General features: G+C 57.1%; 22 protein-coding genes. 9 read left to right on the forward strand and 13 right to left on the reverse strand.

The window, feature by feature from the left end; translation table 11 throughout:
• The first annotated feature begins 76 nt into the window (after nucleotides 1-76).
• The gene (locus BLU89_RS20120) at nucleotides 77-616 is read left to right on the forward strand and encodes a ZrgA family zinc uptake protein (protein ID WP_176797738.1); all 540 of its coding nucleotides are present in this window, start codon (nucleotides 77-79) and stop codon (nucleotides 614-616) included.
• 51 nt (nucleotides 617-667) lie between these two features.
• On the opposite strand, the gene BLU89_RS20125 is transcribed toward BLU89_RS20120, so the two are convergent.
• Nucleotides 668-1,978, reverse strand: coding sequence for a GH1 family beta-glucosidase (locus tag BLU89_RS20125; protein WP_074739378.1), 1,311 nt, complete (start codon nucleotides 1,976-1,978; stop codon nucleotides 668-670).
• Between the two features lies 1 nt (nucleotide 1,979).
• The gene (locus tag BLU89_RS20130) at nucleotides 1,980-3,011 is read right to left on the reverse strand and encodes a LacI family DNA-binding transcriptional regulator (protein ID WP_074739380.1); all 1,032 of its coding nucleotides are present in this window, start codon (nucleotides 3,009-3,011) and stop codon (nucleotides 1,980-1,982) included.
• Between the two features lie 215 nt (nucleotides 3,012-3,226).
• Between BLU89_RS20130 and BLU89_RS20135 the strand changes: the two genes are divergently transcribed.
• From BLU89_RS20135 to BLU89_RS20155, 5 genes are all read left to right on the forward strand, one after another.
• Complete coding sequence (locus BLU89_RS20135) at nucleotides 3,227-4,495, forward strand: ABC transporter substrate-binding protein (protein WP_074739382.1); 1,269 nt, start codon at nucleotides 3,227-3,229, stop codon at nucleotides 4,493-4,495.
• 66 nt (nucleotides 4,496-4,561) lie between these two features.
• Nucleotides 4,562-5,569, forward strand: a complete 1,008-nt coding sequence (locus BLU89_RS20140) for a carbohydrate ABC transporter permease (protein ID WP_074739384.1) — start codon at nucleotides 4,562-4,564, stop codon at nucleotides 5,567-5,569.
• An 11-nt stretch (nucleotides 5,570-5,580) separates the two neighbouring features.
• Nucleotides 5,581-6,729 (forward strand): carbohydrate ABC transporter permease, encoded by a 1,149-nt coding sequence (locus tag BLU89_RS20145; protein ID WP_074739386.1) that lies wholly within the window; start codon nucleotides 5,581-5,583, stop codon nucleotides 6,727-6,729.
• A 9-nt stretch (nucleotides 6,730-6,738) separates the two neighbouring features.
• Nucleotides 6,739-8,394, forward strand: coding sequence for an alpha-glucosidase (locus tag BLU89_RS20150; RefSeq protein WP_074739388.1), 1,656 nt, complete (start codon nucleotides 6,739-6,741; stop codon nucleotides 8,392-8,394).
• Nucleotides 8,395-8,397: 3 nt separating this feature from the next.
• Nucleotides 8,398-9,480 (forward strand): ABC transporter ATP-binding protein, encoded by a 1,083-nt coding sequence (locus BLU89_RS20155; protein ID WP_074739390.1) that lies wholly within the window; start codon nucleotides 8,398-8,400, stop codon nucleotides 9,478-9,480.
• Here the strand turns inward: BLU89_RS20155 and BLU89_RS21425 are convergent.
• The 9 genes from BLU89_RS21425 to BLU89_RS20195 all read right to left on the reverse strand — a co-directional run bounded on the left by BLU89_RS21425 (nucleotide 9,422) and on the right by BLU89_RS20195 (nucleotide 18,073).
• On the reverse strand, nucleotides 9,422-9,859 hold the full coding sequence (locus tag BLU89_RS21425; protein ID WP_143030640.1) for a PLP-dependent aminotransferase family protein: 438 nt from the start codon (nucleotides 9,857-9,859) through the stop codon (nucleotides 9,422-9,424). The genes BLU89_RS20155 and BLU89_RS21425 overlap by 59 nt on opposite strands.
• Nucleotides 9,860-9,923: 64 nt before the next feature.
• Nucleotides 9,924-11,201 (reverse strand): aspartate aminotransferase family protein, encoded by a 1,278-nt coding sequence (locus BLU89_RS20165; RefSeq protein ID WP_074739394.1) that lies wholly within the window; start codon nucleotides 11,199-11,201, stop codon nucleotides 9,924-9,926.
• A gap of 3 nt (nucleotides 11,202-11,204) precedes the next feature.
• Nucleotides 11,205-12,308 carry a mandelate racemase/muconate lactonizing enzyme family protein gene (locus BLU89_RS20170; RefSeq protein WP_074739396.1) on the reverse strand — a complete coding sequence of 368 codons (1,104 nt, stop codon included), beginning with the start codon at nucleotides 12,306-12,308 and terminating at the stop codon, nucleotides 11,205-11,207.
• 109 nt (nucleotides 12,309-12,417) lie between these two features.
• Nucleotides 12,418-13,533, reverse strand: a complete 1,116-nt coding sequence (locus tag BLU89_RS20175; RefSeq protein ID WP_074739398.1) for a mandelate racemase/muconate lactonizing enzyme family protein — start codon at nucleotides 13,531-13,533, stop codon at nucleotides 12,418-12,420.
• Nucleotides 13,530-13,814 (reverse strand): cupin domain-containing protein, encoded by a 285-nt coding sequence (locus tag BLU89_RS20180; protein WP_074739400.1) that lies wholly within the window; start codon nucleotides 13,812-13,814, stop codon nucleotides 13,530-13,532. Before BLU89_RS20180 ends, BLU89_RS20175 begins: the two co-directional genes overlap by 4 nt.
• Nucleotides 13,811-13,963 (reverse strand): hypothetical protein, encoded by a 153-nt coding sequence (locus tag BLU89_RS21620; protein WP_176797739.1) that lies wholly within the window; start codon nucleotides 13,961-13,963, stop codon nucleotides 13,811-13,813. Before BLU89_RS21620 ends, BLU89_RS20180 begins: the two co-directional genes overlap by 4 nt.
• Nucleotides 13,960-14,532, reverse strand: a complete 573-nt coding sequence (locus tag BLU89_RS20185) for a dimethylsulfonioproprionate lyase family protein (RefSeq protein WP_245709810.1) — start codon at nucleotides 14,530-14,532, stop codon at nucleotides 13,960-13,962. Before BLU89_RS20185 ends, BLU89_RS21620 begins: the two co-directional genes overlap by 4 nt.
• A gap of 2 nt (nucleotides 14,533-14,534) precedes the next feature.
• Nucleotides 14,535-15,617: an alcohol dehydrogenase family protein gene (locus BLU89_RS20190; protein WP_074739404.1), complete on the reverse strand. Its 1,083-nt coding sequence runs from the start codon at nucleotides 15,615-15,617 to the stop codon at nucleotides 14,535-14,537.
• Nucleotides 15,614-18,073: an FAD-dependent oxidoreductase gene (locus BLU89_RS20195; RefSeq protein WP_074739406.1), complete on the reverse strand. Its 2,460-nt coding sequence runs from the start codon at nucleotides 18,071-18,073 to the stop codon at nucleotides 15,614-15,616. Before BLU89_RS20195 ends, BLU89_RS20190 begins: the two co-directional genes overlap by 4 nt.
• 65 nt (nucleotides 18,074-18,138) lie before the next feature.
• Between BLU89_RS20195 and BLU89_RS20200 the strand changes: the two genes are divergently transcribed.
• The 3 genes from BLU89_RS20200 to BLU89_RS20210 are packed head-to-tail and all read left to right on the forward strand — an operon-like array spanning nucleotide 18,139 to nucleotide 20,510.
• A complete protein-coding gene (locus BLU89_RS20200) occupies nucleotides 18,139-19,026 on the forward strand; it encodes a MurR/RpiR family transcriptional regulator (protein WP_074739408.1) in 888 nt (295 codons plus the stop codon).
• Nucleotides 19,023-20,111: an aromatic ring-hydroxylating oxygenase subunit alpha gene (locus tag BLU89_RS20205; RefSeq protein ID WP_074739410.1), complete on the forward strand. Its 1,089-nt coding sequence runs from the start codon at nucleotides 19,023-19,025 to the stop codon at nucleotides 20,109-20,111. Before BLU89_RS20200 ends, BLU89_RS20205 begins: the two co-directional genes overlap by 4 nt.
• Nucleotides 20,112-20,123: 12 nt before the next feature.
• On the forward strand, nucleotides 20,124-20,510 hold the full coding sequence (locus BLU89_RS20210) for a carboxymuconolactone decarboxylase family protein (RefSeq protein WP_074739412.1): 387 nt from the start codon (nucleotides 20,124-20,126) through the stop codon (nucleotides 20,508-20,510).
• Between the two features lie 1,190 nt (nucleotides 20,511-21,700).
• Here the strand turns inward: BLU89_RS20210 and BLU89_RS20220 are convergent.
• Together BLU89_RS20220 and BLU89_RS20225 are read right to left on the reverse strand one after the other, a co-directional pair.
• Nucleotides 21,701-22,408, reverse strand: a complete 708-nt coding sequence (locus tag BLU89_RS20220) for a hypothetical protein (protein WP_074739414.1) — start codon at nucleotides 22,406-22,408, stop codon at nucleotides 21,701-21,703.
• Nucleotides 22,409-22,879, reverse strand: a complete 471-nt coding sequence (locus tag BLU89_RS20225; RefSeq protein WP_074739416.1) for a hypothetical protein — start codon at nucleotides 22,877-22,879, stop codon at nucleotides 22,409-22,411.
• Nucleotides 22,880-23,037: the final 158 nt, after the last annotated feature.

Genomic DNA, 23,037 nt, shown 5'->3' on the forward strand with positions numbered 1-23,037 from the left:
AAACGACTGCTGAACATTGCGCTGAAGCGCAATTGTACTAAAATACCTACGATTTGTTTGGTTAATGGTGAGTAATATGAAATGCGCGACAGTTCTCATTACGCTAATACCCGTCGCGCCGATGGCTCAGGAACTGTCTGCTATTGATGCGCACACGCACGGCGCCGGTCATATTACAATTTCCATTGAAGAGACTGGGTTTACCCTGAGTCTCGAAGTGCCAGGTATCGATATCGTCGGGTTCGAGCATACGGCCGAGAACGAGGACGAGCAGGCCGATGTCGCGGCTGCAATCTCGGATTTGTCCAAGCCGCTGGAAATCTTCGAACCCCCCTCGGAGGCAGAGTGTGTAACGGCAACCGCCAATGTGGCGCTTGTTGGTGACCTTTTTATTCCTGATGAGGGGCAAGCCAGCGATGACTCTGCGCATCACACCGAGTTTCAAGCCGAATATCTGGTGCAGTGTCAGGAGCTCTCGTTAGTGACGTCGATCCGGTTTGTCTATTTTGAACGGTTTATCCGTGCAGAGCGCCTTGTTGTCGAACTTATGTCACCGGAAGGGACGCAGAACCTAACCGTCGAGAGGGCAATGCCGGTTTTGAATCTGCCGAACTAAACTGGCGCGCGGTCAGTCCACGACGGCCGGTTCGCCGGGCCAGAGACCGTGTTAATCCCTGGCCAGTGCGGTTTGTAATGCGCGGTAAGACGCTTTGGGTGTCCTTTCAAGCGTCTCGAAATCCACATCGACCAGCCCGAACCGTTTTTCGTACCCAAGCGCCCACTCGTAGTTGTCGAGCAGGGACCAGACAAAATAGCCATTGATCGGAACGCCGTGTTCCAGCGCCTTGCGGACTTCGGCAAGATGCTGATCCAGATAGTCTATTCTATCTGTATCCTGCTGGCGTTCGGGGCTCGCCATGCCGTTTTCGGTCACGTAGATGGGAAGATCGCCGGTATGATCCCGCGCCGTCCGGATCAGGAAGCGAGAGAGTGCTGCGGGATCAATCTCCCATCCCATTTGCGTTTTGGGCAGGGGGCCGGGCACCTCTTTCAAAGCGGGCCAGGTGGTTGCGGTGCGGGCGATCAGTTTGCGCGTATAGTAGTTGAGGCCGCACCAGTCGACTGGCGCACCGATGGTGTCGAAATCGTCCTGCCAATTGAACGGCAGATGAGGCTCCAACCCTTCCAGAACGTTTTCGGGGTAGGATTTGTTGAACACACCACCCAGAAAGAACCGATTGTAGATCCCGTCGTAAAGCTGTGCCGCTTTCTGCGATTCGCTGCTGTCATCGGCAGGTTCTGCCCATTCAAGATTGAAAACGGCACCAAGATTGGACAGGCCCAGCCCGCGCATCGCTTCGATCGCACGGCCATGAGCCAGCAGAACGTGGTGCATGGCATGTGCCGTCGCGCGGATGTCGCGCAACCCAGGCGCATGATGACCTTCAAAATGGCTGAGCCAGCTGACACACCACGGCTCGTTTATCGGAGCGACGCTGAACATCCGGTCACCGATACGGCCCATGATAACTTCGGCGAAGTCAGCGAACCAATTCGCAATATCCCGATTCCGCCATCCGCCGAGATCGGCCAAAGGTGAGGGCAGCTCCCAGTGGTACAGTGTTGCGCAGGGTTTTATGTTGCGTTCGAGAAGTGCATCGGTCAGCCGGTCATAGAAATCAAGGCCCTGCGAGTTGACCGGCCCGCGACCCTCGGGCAGGATGCGGGCCCAACTGGTCGAAAAGCGGTAGCAGTCGAACCCAGCGTCCTTGATCAGATCCAGATCGGCCTCGAACCGGTTGTAGTGATCGCAGGCCACGTCCCCGTTTTCACCCTTTGCCACATTACCTGGAGTAGCCGCGAAACTGTCCCAGTGGGTTGTGCCCGCGCCACCCTGTGCGTGCCCTTCGATCTGGTAGGACGAGGTTGCGACACCAAACTGAAAATCCAGAGGGAAGTCTGCCCGATTATGCTTCATTTCAAGCCCTCTGCGGGGCGGGCCCGGTGGAGCTGCCAACGACAAGTTCAGCCTCCAGCAGGCACGTTTTGGGTGGGTCGTTGGGTGCGTTGATCCGCTCGATCAACATCTCGGCGGCCAACTCGCCCGCGTGCCGGACTGATGAGCGTGTGGCGGTAAATATCGGTACGTCCATGCCATTGCGCATGTAAGACAGTTCATCGTCATGGGCGATGACCGAGACATCGCGCCCCATTTTCAGCCCGTTGTCCTCAAGCGCGCGTCGAACGCCAACTGCGGAAATAATCGAAGAGGCCAGAATGGCCGTAGGCGGGTCATCGAGTTTCAGCATCTCGCAAGCTGTCTGGTGCCCGTAGATCTCAGTCATCTCTGCGCTGCGCAGCAGGCACGGATCAAGCGCGATCCCGGCCTCTTCGAGGGCTGCCACGTATCCACTTCTGCGACGCTGGGCAAAATCCATGTCCTCAAGGCCGTTGATCAGCGCAATGCGCCGGTGGCCGAGATCGATCAGAAACCGCGTTGCCCGCTCGAACGAGCGCTGATTGTTCACATCAATCCAATCATACGCCCCCTTGGCGCAGGTCGAGCGGCCATGGACAATGAAAGGAACGCCCATGCGCGACAACACCGATATCCGCGGCTCGTCCACCTTTGGGCCCTGCAAAACCACGCCGTCCACGACGCCGCGGTTGAACAGGCTGCGATAAGAGTCTTCGATCGATGTGTCAGGCGCGTGTGTAAACATCATGTCATAGTTGTATTCGGCATATGTCCGGGCCGCACCGGCGACGAAATCCCCGAAGATCGGGTTCACCATCTCATGCTGGGATGAGCTGGGAATCACATGTCCGATCACCATGGACCGGCCCGTAGCTAACCCTTTGGCGCGGCTATTGGGGCGGTATCCATGTTTGTCAGCAGCGGCCTGAACCCGGATGCGTGTCCCCTCACTCACCTCGGGGTAACCGTTCAGAGCGCGGCTGACGGTGGTTTGAGAAAGGCCCAGAATCTCAGAGAGCTGCTTCAGGTTCATAGTTTTCAAAGCGCCTTCAAATTACTGCTTGTTTTGTTTTGTTGTGAAAATCCGCTTCCGTCAACCTGTTTCACCAATTGCACTCATAATATTATTATTGCGGTTAAGATTGGCAGAGATGTTGACAGGCATTCAATGTTAGCGGATAAGATGATGCATCCAAAGCGCTTTGAAAAAGAGTCTCAAAGACGCATTTATAGTTGGGAGGAGAACTCATGAAACACTCGCTTTATGCAGGCGCGGCGACGCTCGCCCTGATGGCGGGCGCTGCTCAGGCCGACAAGGTTACTGTTTTCGGACCGTGGTTGGGGCCGGATCAGGAGAATGTCGAAAAGGTTCTGGACGGCTTTGCTGCCGCGACGGGTCATGAGTACGCCTATGTCGGCTCGGACAGCTTTGAGCAGCAGATCAGGATCGATGCCGAGGCAGGATCGGCTCCGAATGTGTCTGTGTTCCCTCAGCCCGGTCTTGCGGCGGATATGGCAAAATCGGGTTTTCTGACCCCTCTGGGTGATGGCACCGGGAACTGGATCCGGGACAATTATGCAGCCGGTCAATCCTGGGTCGATCTAGGCACTTACCCCGGTGCCGATGGCGAAGATCATCTTTATGGCTTCTTTTACAAGGTCGATGTGAAATCGCTGGTCTGGTATGTGCCCGAGAATTTCGAAGATGCGGGTTATGAAGTGCCGACCACGATGGAAGAGCTCAAGGCGTTGACCGACCAGATCGTTGCAGATGGCGAGACGCCGTGGTGCATCGGTCTGGGTTCTGGCGGCGCAACCGGTTGGCCCGCGACGGACTGGGTCGAGGACATGATGCTGCGCACTCAGTCGCCCGAGGATTACGACGCTTGGGTCTCGAACGAGATGAAGTTCAACGACCCCAAGGTGATCGAAGCCATCGAGGAATTCGGAGCTTTCGCTCGCAATGATGACTATGTTGCAGGCGGCGCTGGAGCGGTCGCAACGACTGATTTCCGTGACAGCCCGAAGGGCATGTTCAGCTCACCTCCGCAATGTTACATGCATCGTCAGGCGTCGTTCATACCAGCCTTCTTTCCTGAGGGAGCTGTTGTGGGCGAGGATGCAGACTTTTTCTACTTTCCTGCCTATGAAGGAAAAGACCTCGGCAGCCCGGTATTGGGTGCCGGTACGCTTTGGGCGATCACCAATGACAGCCCGGCCGCGCACGATTTGATCGCTTATCTGCAAACACCCGAAGCGCACGAGATCTGGATGCAGCTGACTGGTTTCCTGACCCCGCATAAGGGGGTGGATACATCCTTGTTCTCGGACCCGACGCTGAAGAAGATGAACGACATTCTTCTGGGCGCGACCACATTCCGGTTTGACGGGTCCGATCTGATGCCGGGTGGCGTTGGTGCGGGTACATTCTGGACAGGTATGGTCGACTATACCGGCGGCAAGCCAGCCCAAGAGGTTGCCGACGAAATCCAGTCCTCATGGGATGCGTTGAACTAAGCAGGTCTGAGACCGGGTGGCCTGCACATCAGGCCGCCCAATTCCCCTTTCGCAACGGAGAGCGTCATGCATCCGGCATTTCAAGGCCTGCTGACCATCGCCATCGGCGTGTCGGGCTGTGTGGGCTATTTCTACCTGTCAAACCAGGTTCTGGACAAGGTTCTGTTCCCTGCACGTGGTCCGAATGTAGGCCGGAATATCAACCGCGCCAACATGATCCGACCCTGGCTGTTCCTGTTTCCCGCATTGCTCGCTCTGGGATTATATCTGGCCTATCCGGTCTTTGAGACGCTGCGCTTGTCGCTGACCGATCGCATCCCCGGAGGCGGTTATAAGTGGGTTGGCCTCGACAATTATCGCCAGATGGCCGCCGAGCCCAAATTCTGGGAAGCCATGCGCAACAATATGCTCTGGCTGATCGTGGTTCCAGCGATGTCGACCGCATTCGGGTTGCTGGTGGCACAACTCACTGACCGCATCCGCTGGGGCAACGTGGCCAAGGCGCTGATCTTCATGCCGATGGCGATTTCGTTCGTGGGGGCCTCGGTGATCTGGAAACTGGTCTATGACACAAGACCGGCGGAACAAGATCAGATCGGCATCCTGAACGCGCTTTACATCTTCTTTGGCGGGGCCGAGCCGCAGACATGGCTGACGATTCCGTTCTGGAACAGCTTCTTCCTGATGATCGTTCTGGTCTGGATACAAACCGGTTTTGCCATGGTCATCCTCTCTGCCGCCTTGCGCGGCATCCCCGAGGAAACCATAGAGGCTGCCGTTCTGGACGGTGCAAACCCGTTCCAGATATTCTTCCGGATCAAGGTGCCGCAAATCAAGACAACCATTCTGGTGGTCTGGACGACGATCACAATCACCGTTCTCAAGGTCTTCGACATCGTTTTTGCCATGACCAACGGGCAATGGGAAACGCAGGTGCTGGCCAATTACATGTTCGACAAGCTGTTCCGCGCCAATGACTGGGGTGTCGGGTCGGCTTCGGCCATGGTGATCATGCTGCTGGTGACACCGATCCTGATCTGGAACGTGCGCAATGCGCGCAAAGAAATGCAGTAGAGGAGGGCGGCATGAACGATATTGCAGGAACCAAACCGGCCCTCAGATGGGCGGTCCATGCCTCGGTCCTTCTTTTGGTGGTGCTGTGGGTCTTCCCGACACTGGGTCTGCTGATTTCATCCTTCCGGACGGCGGATCAGATTGCGACCAGCGGTTGGTGGAGATCACTGTTTCCATCCGAGCAGAACCTGACGCTGCGCAGCGCCGCGCCCGAGACGCAGGTGCTTGAGAACGGGCTTTATGTCATTAAGGGTAATCTGTTTGACGCCGGTGTTACGGCCAAGATTTCGCAATGGGGCGTAAGCTCTCGCGCGATTGATGCGTTCAAACCGGGCGAAACGGCTGAGTTGCGCCGTGGTGGCGAGATCACAGTCGACGCCGATGGCAACTATCGCATGGAAAACACCGAAGAATTCTCGGGCAGTCGCGGTGCGCGTGTATTTGTAACCGCCGAGCTTCCACCCGAGTTTACGCTGGGCAATTATCACAAGGTGCTGCTGGCCGAAGACAGCACCGACAGTATGGGCAAGGCCTTCTTCAATACACTCACGGTCACGATCCCGGCAACGATCATCCCGATCCTTGTCGCCGCTTTTGCGGCCTATGCGCTGGCATGGATGGATTTTCCGGGCCGTGCCCTGCTGATTGCAGCGGTGGTCGGTTTGCTGGTTGTTCCTTTGCAATTGGCGCTGATCCCGCTGCTGAAGCTTCATCTGAGCATCGGTATACCCAAAGGGTATCTGGGCGTGTGGCTCGCGCATACCGGCTTTGGAATGCCGCTGGCGATCTATCTGCTGCGCAATTACATGGCCGGGCTACCCCGCGATCTGATCGAAAACGCGCGGGTCGACGGCGCAACCGAGTTTCAGATATTCACCAAACTGATCCTGCCGCTCAGCTTCCCTGCGCTGGCTTCATTTGCGATCTTTCAGTTCCTGTGGACATGGAACGATCTGCTGGTTGCCAAGGTGTTTCTGATCGATGCCACGGGTCAGACGACGGTGATGACCAACCGAATTGTTGAGTTGCTGGGCACACGGGGCGGCAACTGGGAAATCCTTGCCACGGCGGCGTTCGTTTCAATCGCGGTGCCGCTGGTGGTCTTCTTTGCGATGCAAAAATATCTGGTTCGCGGTCTGTTGGCCGGATCCGTAAAATAAGGGCGTGTGATGAACGTGCAGACCAACGCAACATTTTCCAAAGCAACCAAAGCGACATCGGACTGGTGGCGGGGCGGTGTGATCTATCAAATCTATCCGCGCAGCTTTCAGGACAGCAACGGCGATGGGATTGGAGACCTTAAGGGTATCACTCAGCGGCTGGGCTACATCGCGTCTCTGGGCGTCGATGCGATCTGGATTTCGCCATTCTTTAAATCTCCGATGAAGGATTTTGGGTATGATGTCAGCGACTATCGCGATGTTGATCCGATGTTCGGCACGATGGCGGATTTCAGGGATTTGTTGGATCAGGCGCATTCGCACGGGTTGAAAGTCATGATCGACCTCGTGCTGTCCCACACCTCGGATCAGCACCCGTGGTTTGGCGAGAGCCGCGCCAACCGTGAGAACCCAAAATCTGACTGGTACGTCTGGGCCGATCCTAAGCCGGACGGGACGCCACCGAATAACTGGCTGTCGATCTTTGGTGGTTCGGCCTGGCAGTGGGATGCGCGGCGTCTGCAATATTACCTGCACAATTTCTTGACCTCGCAGCCGGATCTGAATTTCCATTGCAAAGATGTTCAAGATGCATTGCTGGATGTGGCCCGATTCTGGTTGGACCTGGGGGTCGACGGGTTCCGTTTGGACACGATCAACTTCTATTTCCACGACGCTCAGCTGCGCGACAATCCCGGCCTCCCCATGGATCAGCGCAACGCATCCATTGCGCCAATGGTGAACCCGTATAACCATCAGGATCACCTGTTTTCTAAAAGCCAGCCCGAGAACATCGCCTTCCTCGAACGTCTTCGCGCGCTGACTGACGAATACGAAGGCCGCGCCTGTCTGGGTGAGGTCGGCGACGCGCAGCGCGGGCTTGAGATCATGGGCGAATACACACGCGGCGATAAGCGGATGCACATGTGCTATGCTTTCGAGTTCCTTGAAAAGCGGGCTTTGACGGCAGCTTACGCAAAGCAGGTTTTTGACCAGCTTGAGGACAAGGCGGGTGATGCATGGCCCTGCTGGGCCTTCTCAAACCACGATGTTCAACGCCATGCTTCGCGCTGGGGTTTGGACGATGCAGCTATCCGGCAGCACGCCGTTCTCATGATGTGCCTGCGTGGCTCGGCTTGCCTGTATCAGGGTGAGGAACTGGGTCTGCCCGAGGCGGATGTTGCGTTTGAAGATTTGCAAGACCCTTATGGCATCGAGTTCTGGCCCGAGTTCAAGGGCCGTGATGGATGCCGCACGCCGATGGTCTGGGCTGCGCAGGATGAACAATCCGGGTTCAGTTCAAGTCGACCGTGGTTGCCTGTCAGTTCCGCACAAGCTGAACGGGCTGTGGACAGATTGGAGCAGGATCCGCAATCGACGCTGCACCATTACCGCAGGGCGATTGCACTGCGCCATACATATTCGGCGCTGATGTCCGGGGCGCAGACCGGGATGTCGCAGATCGGATCGGTTCTGACCTTCACTCGCGAAGATGCAACAGAGCAGGTGTTTTGCGCCTTCAACATGGGTTCAGAGCCCGCAGAACTTGAACTACCCGGAGGCGACTGGCGTGTGATCGGGGAGGATTTGGGCGGCGTTCGCGGGGAAGGCACGGTAACGCTGAGCGCCGCTCAATTCTGTCTGCTGGCTCGGGAAAAGAGGTAAACTATGTCGGAACTCAAACTCACGGATGTGGCTAAATCCTATGGCCCGGTCGATGTTCTGAAACATATCGATCTTGAAATCGAGCAGGGCGAACTGATTGTCTTTGTCGGTCCGTCTGGGTGTGGCAAATCCACTTTGCTGCGGATGATTGCGGGCCTTGAAAAGATCACGGGCGGCACGCTTGAAATCGAAGGGCTGGTTGTCAACGATGTTCCACCAGCACAGCGGGGCATCGCAATGGTGTTCCAGTCCTATGCGCTCTACCCGCATATGACCGTGCGTGAGAACATGGCCTTCGCGCTCAAGATTGCCAAGATGCCCAATGCTGAAGTCGACGCTGCGGTAGAGCGTGCGGCCCAAATCCTGCAACTTGAACCTTTGTTGGATCGCCTTCCCAAGGCACTTTCCGGTGGGCAGCGCCAGCGGGTTGCGATTGGCCGCGCGATCGTGCGTGATCCGAAGGTTTATCTGTTCGACGAGCCACTTTCGAACCTTGACGCTGCCCTACGAGTGGCCACGCGGATCGAGATCGCGCGGCTCAAGGAAGCAATGCCAGATAGCACGATGATCTACGTCACCCACGATCAGGTCGAGGCGATGACGCTGGCCAGCCGCATCGTGGTTCTGGCCGACAAGGGGATCGCGCAGGTAGGTACACCGCTGGAGCTTTATGAGACGCCTGACAACGAGTTCGTCGCCCAGTTCATTGGCTCCCCTTCGATGAACCTGTTGCCGGGCATTATCACCGCGACCGGAGAGACGACGACGGTGACGCTGGATGACGGTGGCGTGGCGGTCTCCTCAATTCCGACCGTTGCTGGTGACGAAGGTAAGGCCGTCAACATCGGTGTGCGACCCGAGGATTTGGTGATGACCGAGGGGGCCTCAGTCTACGCGGGCGTGGTTGATTTTACCGAAGCCCTGGGCGAGGTCACGTTGCTTTACTTCGCTGCACCCGAAGGCCGAGAGACAGTAGTCGCCAAGCTACCCGGTATTCAGCGCAACCTGCGTGGTCAAGCTGTCTCGGTCACGGCTGCACCCGACAAGGTGCATCTGTTCCACAATGGACGGTCGATGCGGCGTTAGCTCTGTCTCGCAAGGCAATCGGATACCTTCCCAACCCTTCCCGAAGGATTGACGGTGTATTGGCGTAGGCGTTTTCGGCCCACAGTGGGATAGGCGTCACCTCGGCGCCGAATGTACAATGGGTGACGATGATATTCTCGCGCTTTTTGGTGTTCATACAGGCCGCAGATCGCATCGCGCAGCCGACCCGAGCGCCGGATCGCACCATAGTCATCTTCATCCCCAGCAATTCGGACAGATCATCCGAGTTCCGCTCGGCGAGCTGCAGAAACTTGGTGATGGTCAGGCTTTCGACACAGGTTTCCGCAGGACGATAGGCGCATCTGGCTTCCCATTCGCCCATCCAGATTTCGACGCCAATGGGCTCGATCTTGATCATGGTATCCTGTCAGATTGTGCCGGTTGCATCGATCCCGTGGCGCAGGCGCAAGAACAACCAAACCTTAGTCAGGATTGATCGCCGCAACCGCGGCCTGAACAGCGTCATGGGTCAAGTCCAGATCTGCCTGCGTCACTGCCATCGAGGGGTAGAGTTTTCCCGGAGATTTGAACACGCCCTTCTCGCGCAACACCGCGTTGTAGCGCGCATTGCGGCTGGGATCGTCATGAGCCGCACTGCGATAGTTACAGCAGGATTGGTCTGTGAAATAGATGTCGAACAGGGTTTCATCCCCACAAATCTGATGGGCGATCCCGGCTTTGACTAACGCGTCAGACTGCATCACTTGCAGCTTGCGCCCGACATCCCGCAGATGGTCATAGGCACCGGCGCGGGCCAGAATCTCCATTGTTTTCAAGCCTGCGGCTGCGGCGACGGGATTGCCCGACAACGTGCCCAGTTGCATCAGCCATTTGTCGGCGCCGACCTTACCCTTATCAAAATGCTGCATGATCTCGGCGCTGGCCCCAAGTGCCGCCAGCGGGAAACCGCCGCCGATGATTTTGCCCAAAGTGCAGATATCCGGCGTCACGCCATAGCGCTCTTGCGCGCCGCCATATGACAACCGGAATCCTGTTACGATCTCGTCGAAGATCAGCAGCACATTGTGTGTGTCGCACAGATCGCGCAACCCCTGCAGATAGCCTGGTGCAGGCGGTATGATCCGTTGCACGGGCTCGACTATTATTGCGGCCACGTTGTCATATTCTGCCAACAGCGCAGCCACGGCTTCAAGGTCGTTGTAAGGCGCAATCAGCATCTGGTCGACAACGCCTTGCAGGATACCTGCACTATCCGGCACCGCTTGGGGGAAGTTGACGCGCTTAGCAGGGGCCAGGCTCATTTGTGCCTCGGCGCTCATACCGTGATAGCCGCCTTCGAACTTCAGGATTTTGTCCTTGCCGGTATAAGCACGCGCCAGCCGGATCGCATACATATCCGCCTCACCACCCGAGGCGACAAAACGTACCTGTTCGCAGCATGGCACGGCGCCGACGATTGCCTCAGCCAGTTCCACACCCTTGCTGTTATTGGCAAAGAAGGTCATGCCCTTGGGGAGCTGTTCCAGCACGGCCTCCATCACTTCGGGGTGGCCGTGGCCCAGCAGCATTGGGCCGGACCCGATCAGATAGTCAACATACTCCTTGCCGTCCTCATCCCAGACGCGGCTGCCTTCGCCGCGTGCGATGAGGATACCGGGCTCAAAATTGCCAAACCCTCCGGCCGGCAAAACCTGTTCGGCGCGTGCGATCCATTCGGATTGAGTATGCGTTTTCAACATCTGTCAGACCACTTCCAAAATCGGATTTCCAAGGAGTTCCGGGGCGGGCGCCACGCCGAGCCCCGGACCATCAGGCGGTGCGATACGACCATCCGCGCGCTCCGGCGCATCCGGGCACAGACGCGGTGAGACATAAGCCGACAGATCGCAGGTGTTCATCAGCGAACCATGCGGTGTGGACGCCGCAAAATGCAACGAAGCGGCGGTCACAATATCGGAGCCCCAGGTACATTCGGCGCATATCTCGGCCCCCAGATGAACCGACAGATCACGGGCGCGGCGCATTGCCGACAGGCCGCCGAATTTAGAGAGTTTCAGCGCAACCGCGCCCATGCAGCCCAACTCTGATGCGCGCATCAGTGAGGCCAGATCGTGCGCGTTTTCGTCGATTTTCATCGGCAAGCCTGTGGCCTGACGTACCGCGGCGCAATCATCCAGCGTCTTGCAGGGCTGTTCAAGCATGATGTCCAGATGCGCTATGGAGCGGCCTGTTCGCGTGGCGTGCAGGCGGGATGCACCACAGTTCCAGTCGCCATAAACCAGCGGGCCAGGACCAACGGCCTCGCGCACTTTGATCAACCGTTCTGCATCTGCCTGCCAATCGCCCTCGACCCCGAGTTTGACCTGGAACTGTCGGATGCCGGTCTGAAAGGCGGTTTTGGCGATCCGAACCATCTCGTCCGGCGCGATGCAGGTGATTGAGTGATAGAGCGGCATGTCCCTGCGCGTCCGCCCTCCGAGCAGGGTGTAAAGCGGTTGCCCCGTGGCCTTACCGAACAGGTCCCACAAGGCAATATCGACAATCGACTTGGCGTAAGCGTGGCCCTGCAGAAAGCCATCCAGCTTGCACATTTGTGCTTCCACACCAAACGGAGGCATGCCGATGATTTCAGAACCCATCTCGGCCACCGCGCTTGGCACACCCTTTGCAAAGGCGGGCAGGTAATGCGGGATCGGGCAAACCTCACCCCAGCCTTTCAAGCCAGTATCGGTTTCGAGGCAGAGAACATGGGTTTCAACAGTGGCACAGGTTTTGTCGTCGGCCATGTAATAAGTTTCGTGGCTGGTGAGATCGACCGACCAGAGGCTTAACTTTATGATTTTCATATAGTCTACCCCTCGGGGTTAGGTGGAGTTTGGTTGGAGAGGGTAGCCGCTTTCTTGACCGTTGGCCCATTCAATCCCTGTGATATCTGGGGCCAGAAGACGAGGCAAATCATCGCGGGATCTCGTAGGTAGCGATCGGAGAGCCGAGGGTATCCTCGTCTGGGTAGACTCCGAGACCGGGTGTTTCCGGCAGTTGAAGGTGGCCATTTTGATTACGAGGTCCGCGACCCCCGGCAATATCAACGGTGATCATGTCCTGACAGGCCCAAACCGCGTGACAATTCATATCCGGAATGGTGGCGGCCAGATGCAAGGCTTCAGTATCCGCCAGAATCGAACCGCCGGTCGCCATGACAAATAAATCAATCCCGTGGGCCAGCGCCACATCGCGCATCCGGGCTGCTTTGGTCAACCCGCCGACGCGATTGAGCTTGATGCCGAAAATCTCGGCGATGCCATCGCGGGCGATGCGGGTCGCGTCCTGCAAGGTCACGAGGCTCTCGTCGACTGACACCGGCGAGGCATGTCGGCCCGCAAGCGCCGCGATATCGTCCAGAGACTCGCAGGGCTGTTCGATCATTATGTTTAGATCTGCAACTGCGCTCATTACCTGCAGGGCCTGCTGACGGGTCCAGCTGCGGTTGACGTCATAGAGAATGATCTCATCGGGTCGGCGCAGGTTCTCGACGTCGCGGATGCGCGCAATGTCATGGGTCACATCCCCTCCGATCTTGACCGAATGGGCGATATAGCCGCGCTGGCGATAGCGATCGATGACTGCACGGGTTTCCTGGACCGTCTTGGCCCCCACAGAAGAGGCGATCGGGCGGGGTGTGCGCGATCCGCCGCCCATAAGATCGGCGATCGGAAGACCCGCAGCCTGACCGGCAATATCCCAGCAGGCCATATCGATCGGGCTTTTGGCATAGAGATGCCCGGGCAGGTTCAGATCCATCGCGCGTTCGACGTCCAGGACCCGGCGCGGGTCGAGCCCCAGCACAAACGCGGCCATCGTCTCGATCCCGGCCCGAATGCCGGGTCCATGAGCCGGAACATAGGTGTGCCCCCAGGGTGTGCCTTCACCCCAGCCGATCAGCCCTGCATCAGTTTCAATTTTCACTAATGTCGCGTCGAGCATTTCGAATTTCAATCGTCCGCCGGACAGCCAATAAGGGTGCTCCAACGGCAGGTTGATTTGAAAGACCGAAATCCGCGTGATTTTCATTTCAGTTCCACTTCGACAAACGACATCCGAGTCTCTCCGGCATTGATCACGTTATGCTCGACCCCTTCATCGCGGCGATACGCTGTTCCGGCGGGAACCGTCACTTCGCTGATTGTGCCATCCGGCAACTCCAAACGCATATGACAATCGGAAATGGCCGTAATGACGTAATCCATTGCGTGTTGGTGCCAGCCGGTTTCAGCGCCGGGTACAAAGTCGAAACGGGTTACGCGTACCCGTGCATCGTCGATCATCTGGGTCGCGGTGGCCTGTGGTCTCATTTGGTGACCTCATCAGTTGGAGAACAAAGAATCTGGATTTCCAGCACGGCGCTCAGTCCAGTGGTCGATGATGCGTATTTCATGCCGGTGGCGGTTCCACATGTACTAGTAAAGCCGTTCATGGATATGCTGCGGTCACTCAGCGTCATGGGGCATCCATCCGGGGCAGATCGCCCAAACCGTCACCGCGCCATAGGACAAAGGTCAGGATCGGCTTGTCACTCGTGGTCATGGCGTGGCTTTGCCAGCTTTTATGCAAACGGGTCTGACCCGGACCGATGATTTTCTCATTACCCCTGATCCGAAACTGCGCCTCACCTGCAAGGGTCAGATACAACTCTTCCGCCTGATGGCTGTGCCAGTCATAGTGCAGACCCGCACCCCAATACGCGATGTACCCCCGCAGTTGGGTCGAGTGGAAATGCCCGCCGGGGCCGAAAAGTTCGTAATACCCGAAGCGAGCCAGAAAATCCGCTCCGACTTCCTTCTCGGTGTAAGTTTGTTTCCAATGTGCAAGCTTTGCAGTTGCCGCGATGGCCGTCACCAGAGCTTGAGTTGTGTCTGTGCCGTCAAGGTCAAATTCCCTGATCAGCCGGGTCGCGGGAACCTGCACTGGCTGCACGTCCGCAGCAGAGAGATCAGTCGGCCAATCCCCAAAATCCGCCAAAGTGGGGTGGGTCTGATGCAGCTGCCGGGCGGCTTCTAATACGTCCTCCATCATCATGGGATCACCACGATATTGCCGGTGTGCTTCTTTGCTATAAAGGCGGATTGCGCCTCATGCAGTTGTTCCAGGGGATAGATCGCAGCCAGGGCAGGCTTTACCTCGCCCACCTCTATATATCGCACCAGGTTCCGTATTACCTCGGGGTCGATTACGGTTGAGCCAGCAAAGGTCAGGTCGCGCAGATAGAACGTGCGCAGGTCGAACTCGACCATCGGACCGGCAATCGCACCCGAACAGGCATAGCGCCCGCCACGTTCGAGTATGGCGATAAGCTGCGGCCAGTAGGGTCCGCCAACTACATCGGCTACAACGGTTATCTTCTCGGTACGTAAGGATTCGCGCAGATCATCCGGTGCGCGGGGTAAGATGAGATCAGGCCCCAAAAGCGCCACGTCATCGTGTTTGGCTTCAGATGCCAGCGCGATGACCCGGGCATTGCGTCGTTTGGACAGTTGCACCAAAGCACCGCCTACGCCGCCCGACGCGCCCGGAACAAGCACAGTGTCGGTTTCGGTCACTTTGGCGCGGGTGAGCATACCCTCGGCAGTCGAATACGAGCAGGAAAAAGTTGCCAGTTCGGCATCCGAAAGGGACGAGCGGACAGTAATCGCATTTTGCGCCGGGATGGTCGTATATTCGGCAAAGCCGCCATCCCGCTCTGATCCGAAATAGCCGGTTTTATCCTTGTTCAGCGGGTCTTTCGGGTCGCGCAACCAGCCATCGGTGATGACGCGCTCTCCTATCCGTTTTGGGTCCACCCCCGCGCCAACTTCTACGATCCGCCCGCAGACGTCTGCGCCCTGAATGCGCGGAAAAACAAGAGGGGCACCACCCCAGGTCGGGTCGTCTGTGCCGACCTCTTCAAACGCGTCTCCAGTTGTCGCGTCGCTGACGGTTTTTGAGTACCAACCGGATCGGGTGTTCACGTCGGTATTGTTCAGGCCACAGGCCCCAACCTTGATCAAAACCTCGCCCGGTTTAGGGCTGGGGCAGGGCCACGCGGAGTGCCAGACCATCTGATCCAGATCCCCATGCCCCTTAGTAACCATGGCTTTCATTGTAACGGGCCGCGTCATTCGTAAACCTCCATCATTATGTCCGCGCGTGGGCGCAGGTTTTGCGGGTCATAAGCGGGCTCAGACAGAACCCGCGCAGCACGGGGCGTGCCCTGGATAATCACTTCCAGCAGGGTGCCTGCGGCGGCGGCAGCGGGTTTGATGTAGGCGAATGCAAGAATCTTCCCGACGCTGTGCCCGTAGGCCACCGAAGCGGTCGAGCCGACAACGCGCCCGTTTAGCAGCACGGCCTCACCACCATGGCCGTCAATTTCGCCATCCGGTTCGATTTCGAGATACGCACAGACCCACGGCAGATTCGTGTTCAGCGTTTCATCGCGGCCCAGATAGTTCTTGTCCGTGCGTGCAAAGCGCAGCAGGCCCGCTTCGGCCAGCGTGACTTCGTTCGTCAACTCTCCGGCTCCTTTAAAGCCTTTCTCGATCCGCATGACATTCATTGCAAAGCTGCCATAATTGGCGATCCCGTGCGCCTCACCAGCAGCCCAAAGGGCGTTATAGACGTCCAGACAGGCGGCGTTGGGCATGTGCAATTCCCAACCGAGCTCGCCGACATAGGACAGACGGAATGCCCAGACTTCGTGACCCGCGATCCTGATCAGCTGGGCAGAGAGCCAGCGAAACCCGGCGTTGCTTAGGTCAGCTTCGGTACAGGCACTCAGGACATCGCGCGAATCTGGACCGTTGAGCGACAGCGCTGACCAGTCGGTCGAATGGCTGATGACGGAGACAGAATTTTCGTCGAAAATTCTTGCCTCGCACAGTTGGTCCAACAGGCGTTGTTCGAAGAACGCCGCACAAACAAGGTAATAGCGATTCTGTGCCATGCGGACGATGGTTGTTTCCAGCTCAATCCGACCCCTGCGGTTCAGCATATGCGTCAGCGTGATCGAACCGTCCTTCTGCGGCATCCGGTTGGCGGTTAGCTGGTCCAACAGGGCGTATGCGCCTGGTCCCGAAACTTCGACTTTGGTGAAGGCGGTGACGTCCATGATGCCAACCCGTTCGCGCACGGCTTTGACCTCGTGTCCAACCATCTTGTCGACGATGGTGCGGCGGAAGGAATAATGATCGTGCTGCGCCACTTCATTGCGGGCGAACCAGCGCGGGCGCTCAAATCCATATACCTCTTCATGCACGGCGCCCTTGGATTTCAACAGTTCGTGCAGCGGTGACGGTTTGATCGGACGGCCAGCCAGCCGGTTGAAATGTGGAAAAGGGATTTCGTGGCGCAGGCAATAATCTTCCTCGGCCTTGATCACCTGCCAATCCTTTGCGGCGTAGCTGCCGAAACGGCGCGGGTCATACTCACGCATCGAGATGTCAGCCGCCCCATGCACCATCCACCGCGCCAACTCGCGCGTCAGGCCCGGCCCCCAACCGATCCCGATCTGGGTACCGCAGCAACACCAGTAGTTCCGCACACCCGGCGCGGGACCGATCAGTGGGTTGCCATCCGGCGGATGGCTGATGGCCCCATGCACCTCGCGTTGAATACCCAGTTCTGCAAAGATGGGCATCCGATTCAGGCTTTCTTCAAGCCACGGCATAACCCGGTCGTAATCGGCGTCGAACAGCCAGTTCTCGTAATCCCACGGGCAATGATCATGCCAGACTGAGTTGGGGTTTTCTTTCTCGTAAATCCCAATCAGACCGCGCTTTTGTTCCATTCGGATATAGCCCGAGACCTTTTTGTCGTCGCGGATCACCGGCAGTTCTTTGTCCAACGCTTCGAACTCGGGCACCGGTTCAGTCACAAAGTAGTGGTGCGTCATCGAGGTCATAGGCAATTGCAAGCCCGACCATTCACCCATCTGCCGTGCATACGTGCCGCCCGCGTTGACCACATGTTCACAGGTGATTGTGCCCTTGGGTGTCTCAACAACCCATTCGCCGTTTTTGGCCTGCGTAATGTCGGTCGCCTGACAATGACGGATGATCCGAACACCTTTCTGGCGGGCGCCCGCAGCCATCGCCATGGTCACATTGGTCGGGTCCACATGGCCGTCATCGGGGGTGTGCAACGCACCCAACGCGCCGTCCAGATTGTAGAATGGATGCAGTTCGGCAATCCGGTCTGGACCGACCAGTTCGATATTGAAGCCCAAAGAACAGCCGACCGAAAGGGTATGGCGCAACCAATCCATTTCGTCTTCAGTATAAGCCAGCCGGAATGAGCCACAGCCATGCCATGTCACGGCCTGACCGGTCTCGGCCTCCAGGGTGCCAGAATAGAGCCCGATATTGTAGTCGACGCATTTTCCCAGTCCAAAGCTCGAGGTTGAATGAGTGATCTGCCCTGCCGCGTGCCAGGTGCTGCCGCTGGTCAGTTCGGCCTTTTCCAGCAGGACCGTGTCAGCGCCCCAGCCTTCGTGCCCAAGGTGGTAGGCAAGACCAACCCCCATCACGCCGCCGCCCACAATAACCACGCGTGCATGGGTTGGGAAAACAGGTGCCATCGGATCAATCCTCTGAGTCGATTTTACCTCGACAGCGTAAGCAAACAAAAGTACCATCGTCAATCATGATTGGGACAAATGTATCAGATACGATTCTGGAACGGTTGGCGGGCGAACTGTCAGAGCTGACGCCCGAGGCACGCAAAGCCGCCACTTATGTGTTGGAAAATCCCCGCGACGTGGGGGTTTCAACCGTGCGGGAAATCGCCGAGGCCGCTAATGTTAAACCCAACACCATCGTCCGCATGGCGCGGCAGGTGGGCTTTGAAGGGTACGAGGATTTTCGCGTGCCCTTCCGAGAAGCGATCCGGCGCGGGCAGGCGGATTTCCCGGATCGTGCGCGCTGGTTGCAGGACATTCGCAAGTCAGGCAACATGGGCGGGCTTTACGCGGATATGGTTCAGGACGCGCTGCGCAATGTCGAGGAGACCTTTGCCAATATCTCGTCCGGGCAGCTGAAGGCTGCGGCTGAAGACATCTGGAACTCGCGCAATGTGTTTGTGCTTGGCGTTGGTGTTAACAACTCGAACGCCCGGAATTTCGTTTATCTGGCATCAACCGGGATGGTGCAGTTCCATGCAATCCCGCGTTCCGGATCGAACCCGATTGACGATCTGGCCTGGGCGGATAAACGTGATGTGTTGATCGCCATGACCTGCAAACCCTATCGCAACGAAGTGGTCGAGGCGGTTCACGTCGCGCGCGAGCAAGGGCTTAAGATCGTGGGGCTGTCTGACAGCCCAGCCAGCCCAGTGCTGCGAAACGCCGACCACAGCTTTGTCATCTCGGCAGATACGCCGCAATTCTTCCCGTCCTCGGTCAGCACGATTGCGTTGCTGGAGACGCTGTTGTCCTTCGTTATTGCGGTTGCCAGCAATGAGATCGTCAACCGTGTCGAGACTTTTCACAAACGCCGTCATCAACTAGGCCTGTATCATTCGGAGGATACGTGAGAGGATCCATCCACTCTCTTGCAGCCCGATACTATACAGACCCAGCCGTGTTCCGGTTGGAAACCGAAGGCTTGCTGGCGCGCACATGGCAGTTTGGCTGCCACGCTTCAGAACTTGCTGAGCCAGGCGCATACGTCGCGTTCGAAGTTGCAGGGCAGGATCTGTTTGCAATCCGGGGTCGCGATGACAAGATCCGGGTGTTCTACAATGTCTGTCAGCACCGCGCGCATCAGCTTGTCGAAGGCACGGGTACAACGCGCGTCGTGGTCTGTCCCTATCACGCCTGGACCTATGAACTGACCGGAGAGTTGCGGGCAGGACCAAACCTCAAGGCGGTAGAAGGCTTCGACAAATCAACCGTGTGCCTTACCGAAGTGTGCAGCGAAGAGTTTCTCGGCTTTGTCTTCGTCAATCTCGATCCCGAAGCCGCGCCAATGGACGAGTGGTTCCCGAGCGCCCGCGTCGAGCTCGAAGGCTGGGTTCCCAACTGGTCCGATCTGAAGCCGCTGGAATGGGTCGAGATACCGGAACACTGCAACTGGAAAGTCTCGGTTGAGAACTACTCGGAGTGCTATCACTGTTCGCTCAACCACCCGACATTTGCGAACGGTGTGGTCAGACCCGAAACCTACGACATCCAACCCCAAGGCATGTGTCTGCGTCATACAACGGAATGTCAGAGCCTTGAAAACATGACCTATGACATTCAGTCGGGTTTCAAGCATTTTGATGGGTATTCCAGTTGGTTCCTCTGGCCCTTGTTTTCGTTCCAGGTCTATCCGGGGAACGTGCTGAATACCTATCACTGGCGCGCTGTGGATGCGGATCATGTTGTGGTCTGGCGCGGCTGGTATTCTGTGGGCGATGTGGATGATCCCAAGATACGGCAACTGGCCGAACAGGACCGTGCGACTACGGTGGAAGAGGATATCAGGCTGGTCGAATCCGTGCAGCGCGGCCTGCATTCGCGCGGATATCGCCCCGGACCTCTGGTTGTTGATCCCAAAGGTGGTGTAAATTCGGAACATCCCGTCATGCATCTGCAAAAATGGATGCGCGAAGCCGTTGACGGACAGCCTCAGTAAAAGGATCGAGTGATGAGCACATTTGATGAAGACCTGTTCCTGAAAGGTCTGGAGCAGCGCAAGGCGACGCTGGGTGCGGACTATGTCGAAAAGAACCTGGCCGCTGCCGACGATTTCACCCGTCCGTTTCAAGAGGCGATGACCGCCTGGTGCTGGGGGTTTGGTTGGGGTGACGATGTGATCGACGCCAAGACCCGATCAATGATGAACCTGTCGATGATCGGCGCGTTGGGTAAAATGCACGAATGGGAAATCCATTGCCGTGGCGCGATCAAAAACGGCGTCACGACCGAGGAAATCCGCGCGATCATCCATGTCATCGGCATTTACTGCGGCGTTCCACAGGCACTGGAATGCTTCCGCGTGGCGCGAAAGGTGCTTGAAGAGCGCGCGCGTTAGGGGTTGCACTCTTAATCTTGATCTAAAACAGCCGATGCTGGATGACCCCTGATGCCCTAAGTGGAGCTTCCCTCAAATACGGGGTTCAGTTCAGCTTGCATCAGCTAGATGCGTAACATTGGTGGTTTTCGACGGGACGAATCCGCGCGCTTGCGGGCATAGCGCGCAACGGCATCTGTCACACTCTGCGTCACAATTTCTGAGGATTGTGACGCGGCGCGTCAGGGCAGGTATTGCCCCTTGATTTTATTGGCTTTGGAAAATCATGGCTGTGCAGGCAGTTTGCAGCTAGCCAGTCTCGCCCAAAAATTCCCTGATAACAGGGGGCTTTACAGGGAAATCGCACCGTTTTAACGCTAGTTGACGTCCGTAGGCATGAAATCTGCAGACAGATCAGTGACTTGTGGGCGAGTTCCCTGAACATCCCAACAGGGAAATTTTTCCGCCTTTTCAGTGAAAACTCACGATACTGCAGGGAAAGAGTAGCTCTTTCAGGCTTACGTCCCCATGATTTCGTACGTCGTTGTCGGCAAACGTACAAGAACGGCCCGGAGACATGCTAGCTCCAAGGATATGCAAACTTCGCTTCGACCGCAAAGAGGCATAACAGTTGCAGCGACCTCGCCTGAATGCCGTATGAGGTCGATCAGGGGTTCGCCAGCGAGTCCATTGGCTCCGGCAAGCCAGTTCTTTGCGGTTCGCTCCGAGACACCTGCCTAGTTCATTGACGCTTTTGCCGCCCGATGTGATCCTCCAAGTTCGCGTTTCAGCGCCGCTGCTGTTTCCAGTCGATAGTCTGATTTGTTCATTTGCGAATGTCCTGATTTGGAAAAGTGTTGCCCATCTTCGGAAACACATTTCCGAATTCCGGCGATTAAGGATTGACACACAGGATACGCGACGTTCCTTCCGCGAGGTGCAATACGTGCGCATGTCGTCGGAACATTATCGCTATTCAACTGAGAGCTAATCTGATGCCATTGCTCTGTTTGGCCAGTAACGTGGTATCGAGATTATTCGGATTTACTCGGAAATAAAAATGGCCCTCGCGTTCAGGGCACAGCGGAATCATTAAACAAGCACGGGAAAACGCACTGAGCTCGGTTCGAGCGCCGAGTTAGCGACGCTTCCATTTGCAGCGTGATCGTTCGTAGTGAGCGCGCGTTTCGACAGGTTCAGTAGAACCGACATCAACGATCATCCGGCAACTGCGCCCCTCCTGACCGGTCAACTTTTATGAAATCCACGTCCGGGTCAGATGCTGCGGGTAGTGCAGGGGAATTCGGTCGCGCGTAATGCCAGACAAATAGGCCTTCACGGCGCACATGGCCCCGACCTAGGTCCTGAAACAGGTCAGGGTGTTCGATCCGCGTAGGCAGTGCTGACGCGGCATGCAGGCGCAGCCGCGACACATCGCGCCCGACAAAACCTTGCAACGCCTCCGTCAGGACATAAACAGAAGGCGGTGGAGCGATCACGGGAGCTGCCACAATCCGAGGACGCAGTGAGAGTTCAAGCTTTTCATCCTCCAGCTGAATCGTAAACTGAATCAGCAGCGTATCTCCTGGCTCAAGCGGCGCAAGTCCGGTCGTTTTATTCCTCAGGTCACTTGCGTTCACGCGAACTGCCCGAGCCAGGCCAAGATTACTTGTATCGGCGGGCGATCCATCCTGCTTGTAAAGCACCAGATCCGTAGGCGGTGGGGTGACACCGTTCTTGTCAGGTTGGATACGTTGGAATTTCACGACGCCAAGCGCGCTGCGTTCAATATCTTCAAGCTCTGTCCGGTCCAGAAATCCTCCCGTTGCCTCGTTCACGCGGCTGACTGCGATATATAGCGGGCTGTCAGCAATGTATTCGCGCCGGTCAACGGCCAGCCGATAAGGGCCTTTTGCCAATCATTTCAGATCCGGAAGCGTTTCACCAGCCAGTTGCCGGTCGTAGGATGGGTCGCCAAAGACCAGTGTATCCATGCGTGTCCCTACGACGCGCCGCGCGCCGGGATCCAGCATAACCGGCAAGATCATCTGAACCATGTTGGCGGTTTCCAGATGCGTTTCCGACGTGATCGCTTCGGCTTCGTCACTGTTGGTAAACACAAGGGTCAGCGACATTTTCGTATCGGCTGTGGCCGCCTGAAGCGCCTCGCGTGCGCGGGTCAGGGCGTCAAAGGAAAGGTGCAGGATGGCGCCGTCTTTGGCGTCAATCCGGCTTGCCCGGACGATTGTCTGACCAATCTGCAAAGATGCACGCAGCGTGTTGACGTTGTCACCGACACCTAACCCTAACACCTCAAAAGGGGCTTTTTTAGGTTGTGGTGCCTCTTCCTTCGAATTAGCCGCTATTGTTCCGGCGGCCTGAAGCTTCACCGTGAGTGTCCCGGACCAATCGGTCCCAAGCCGAAGCCCCCGTGTTGGTGCAACTGATGCATCAGGATCTGTTGCGAAGTTTCTGGCTGAACGAAGAGTTTACACCGAACCTGCGGCTTAAACCGCTAGTTCAGCGAATTGACGAAACGGACAGAGTC

Source organism: Ruegeria halocynthiae (assembly GCF_900106805.1).
Lineage (GTDB): Bacteria > Pseudomonadota > Alphaproteobacteria > Rhodobacterales > Rhodobacteraceae > Ruegeria > Ruegeria halocynthiae.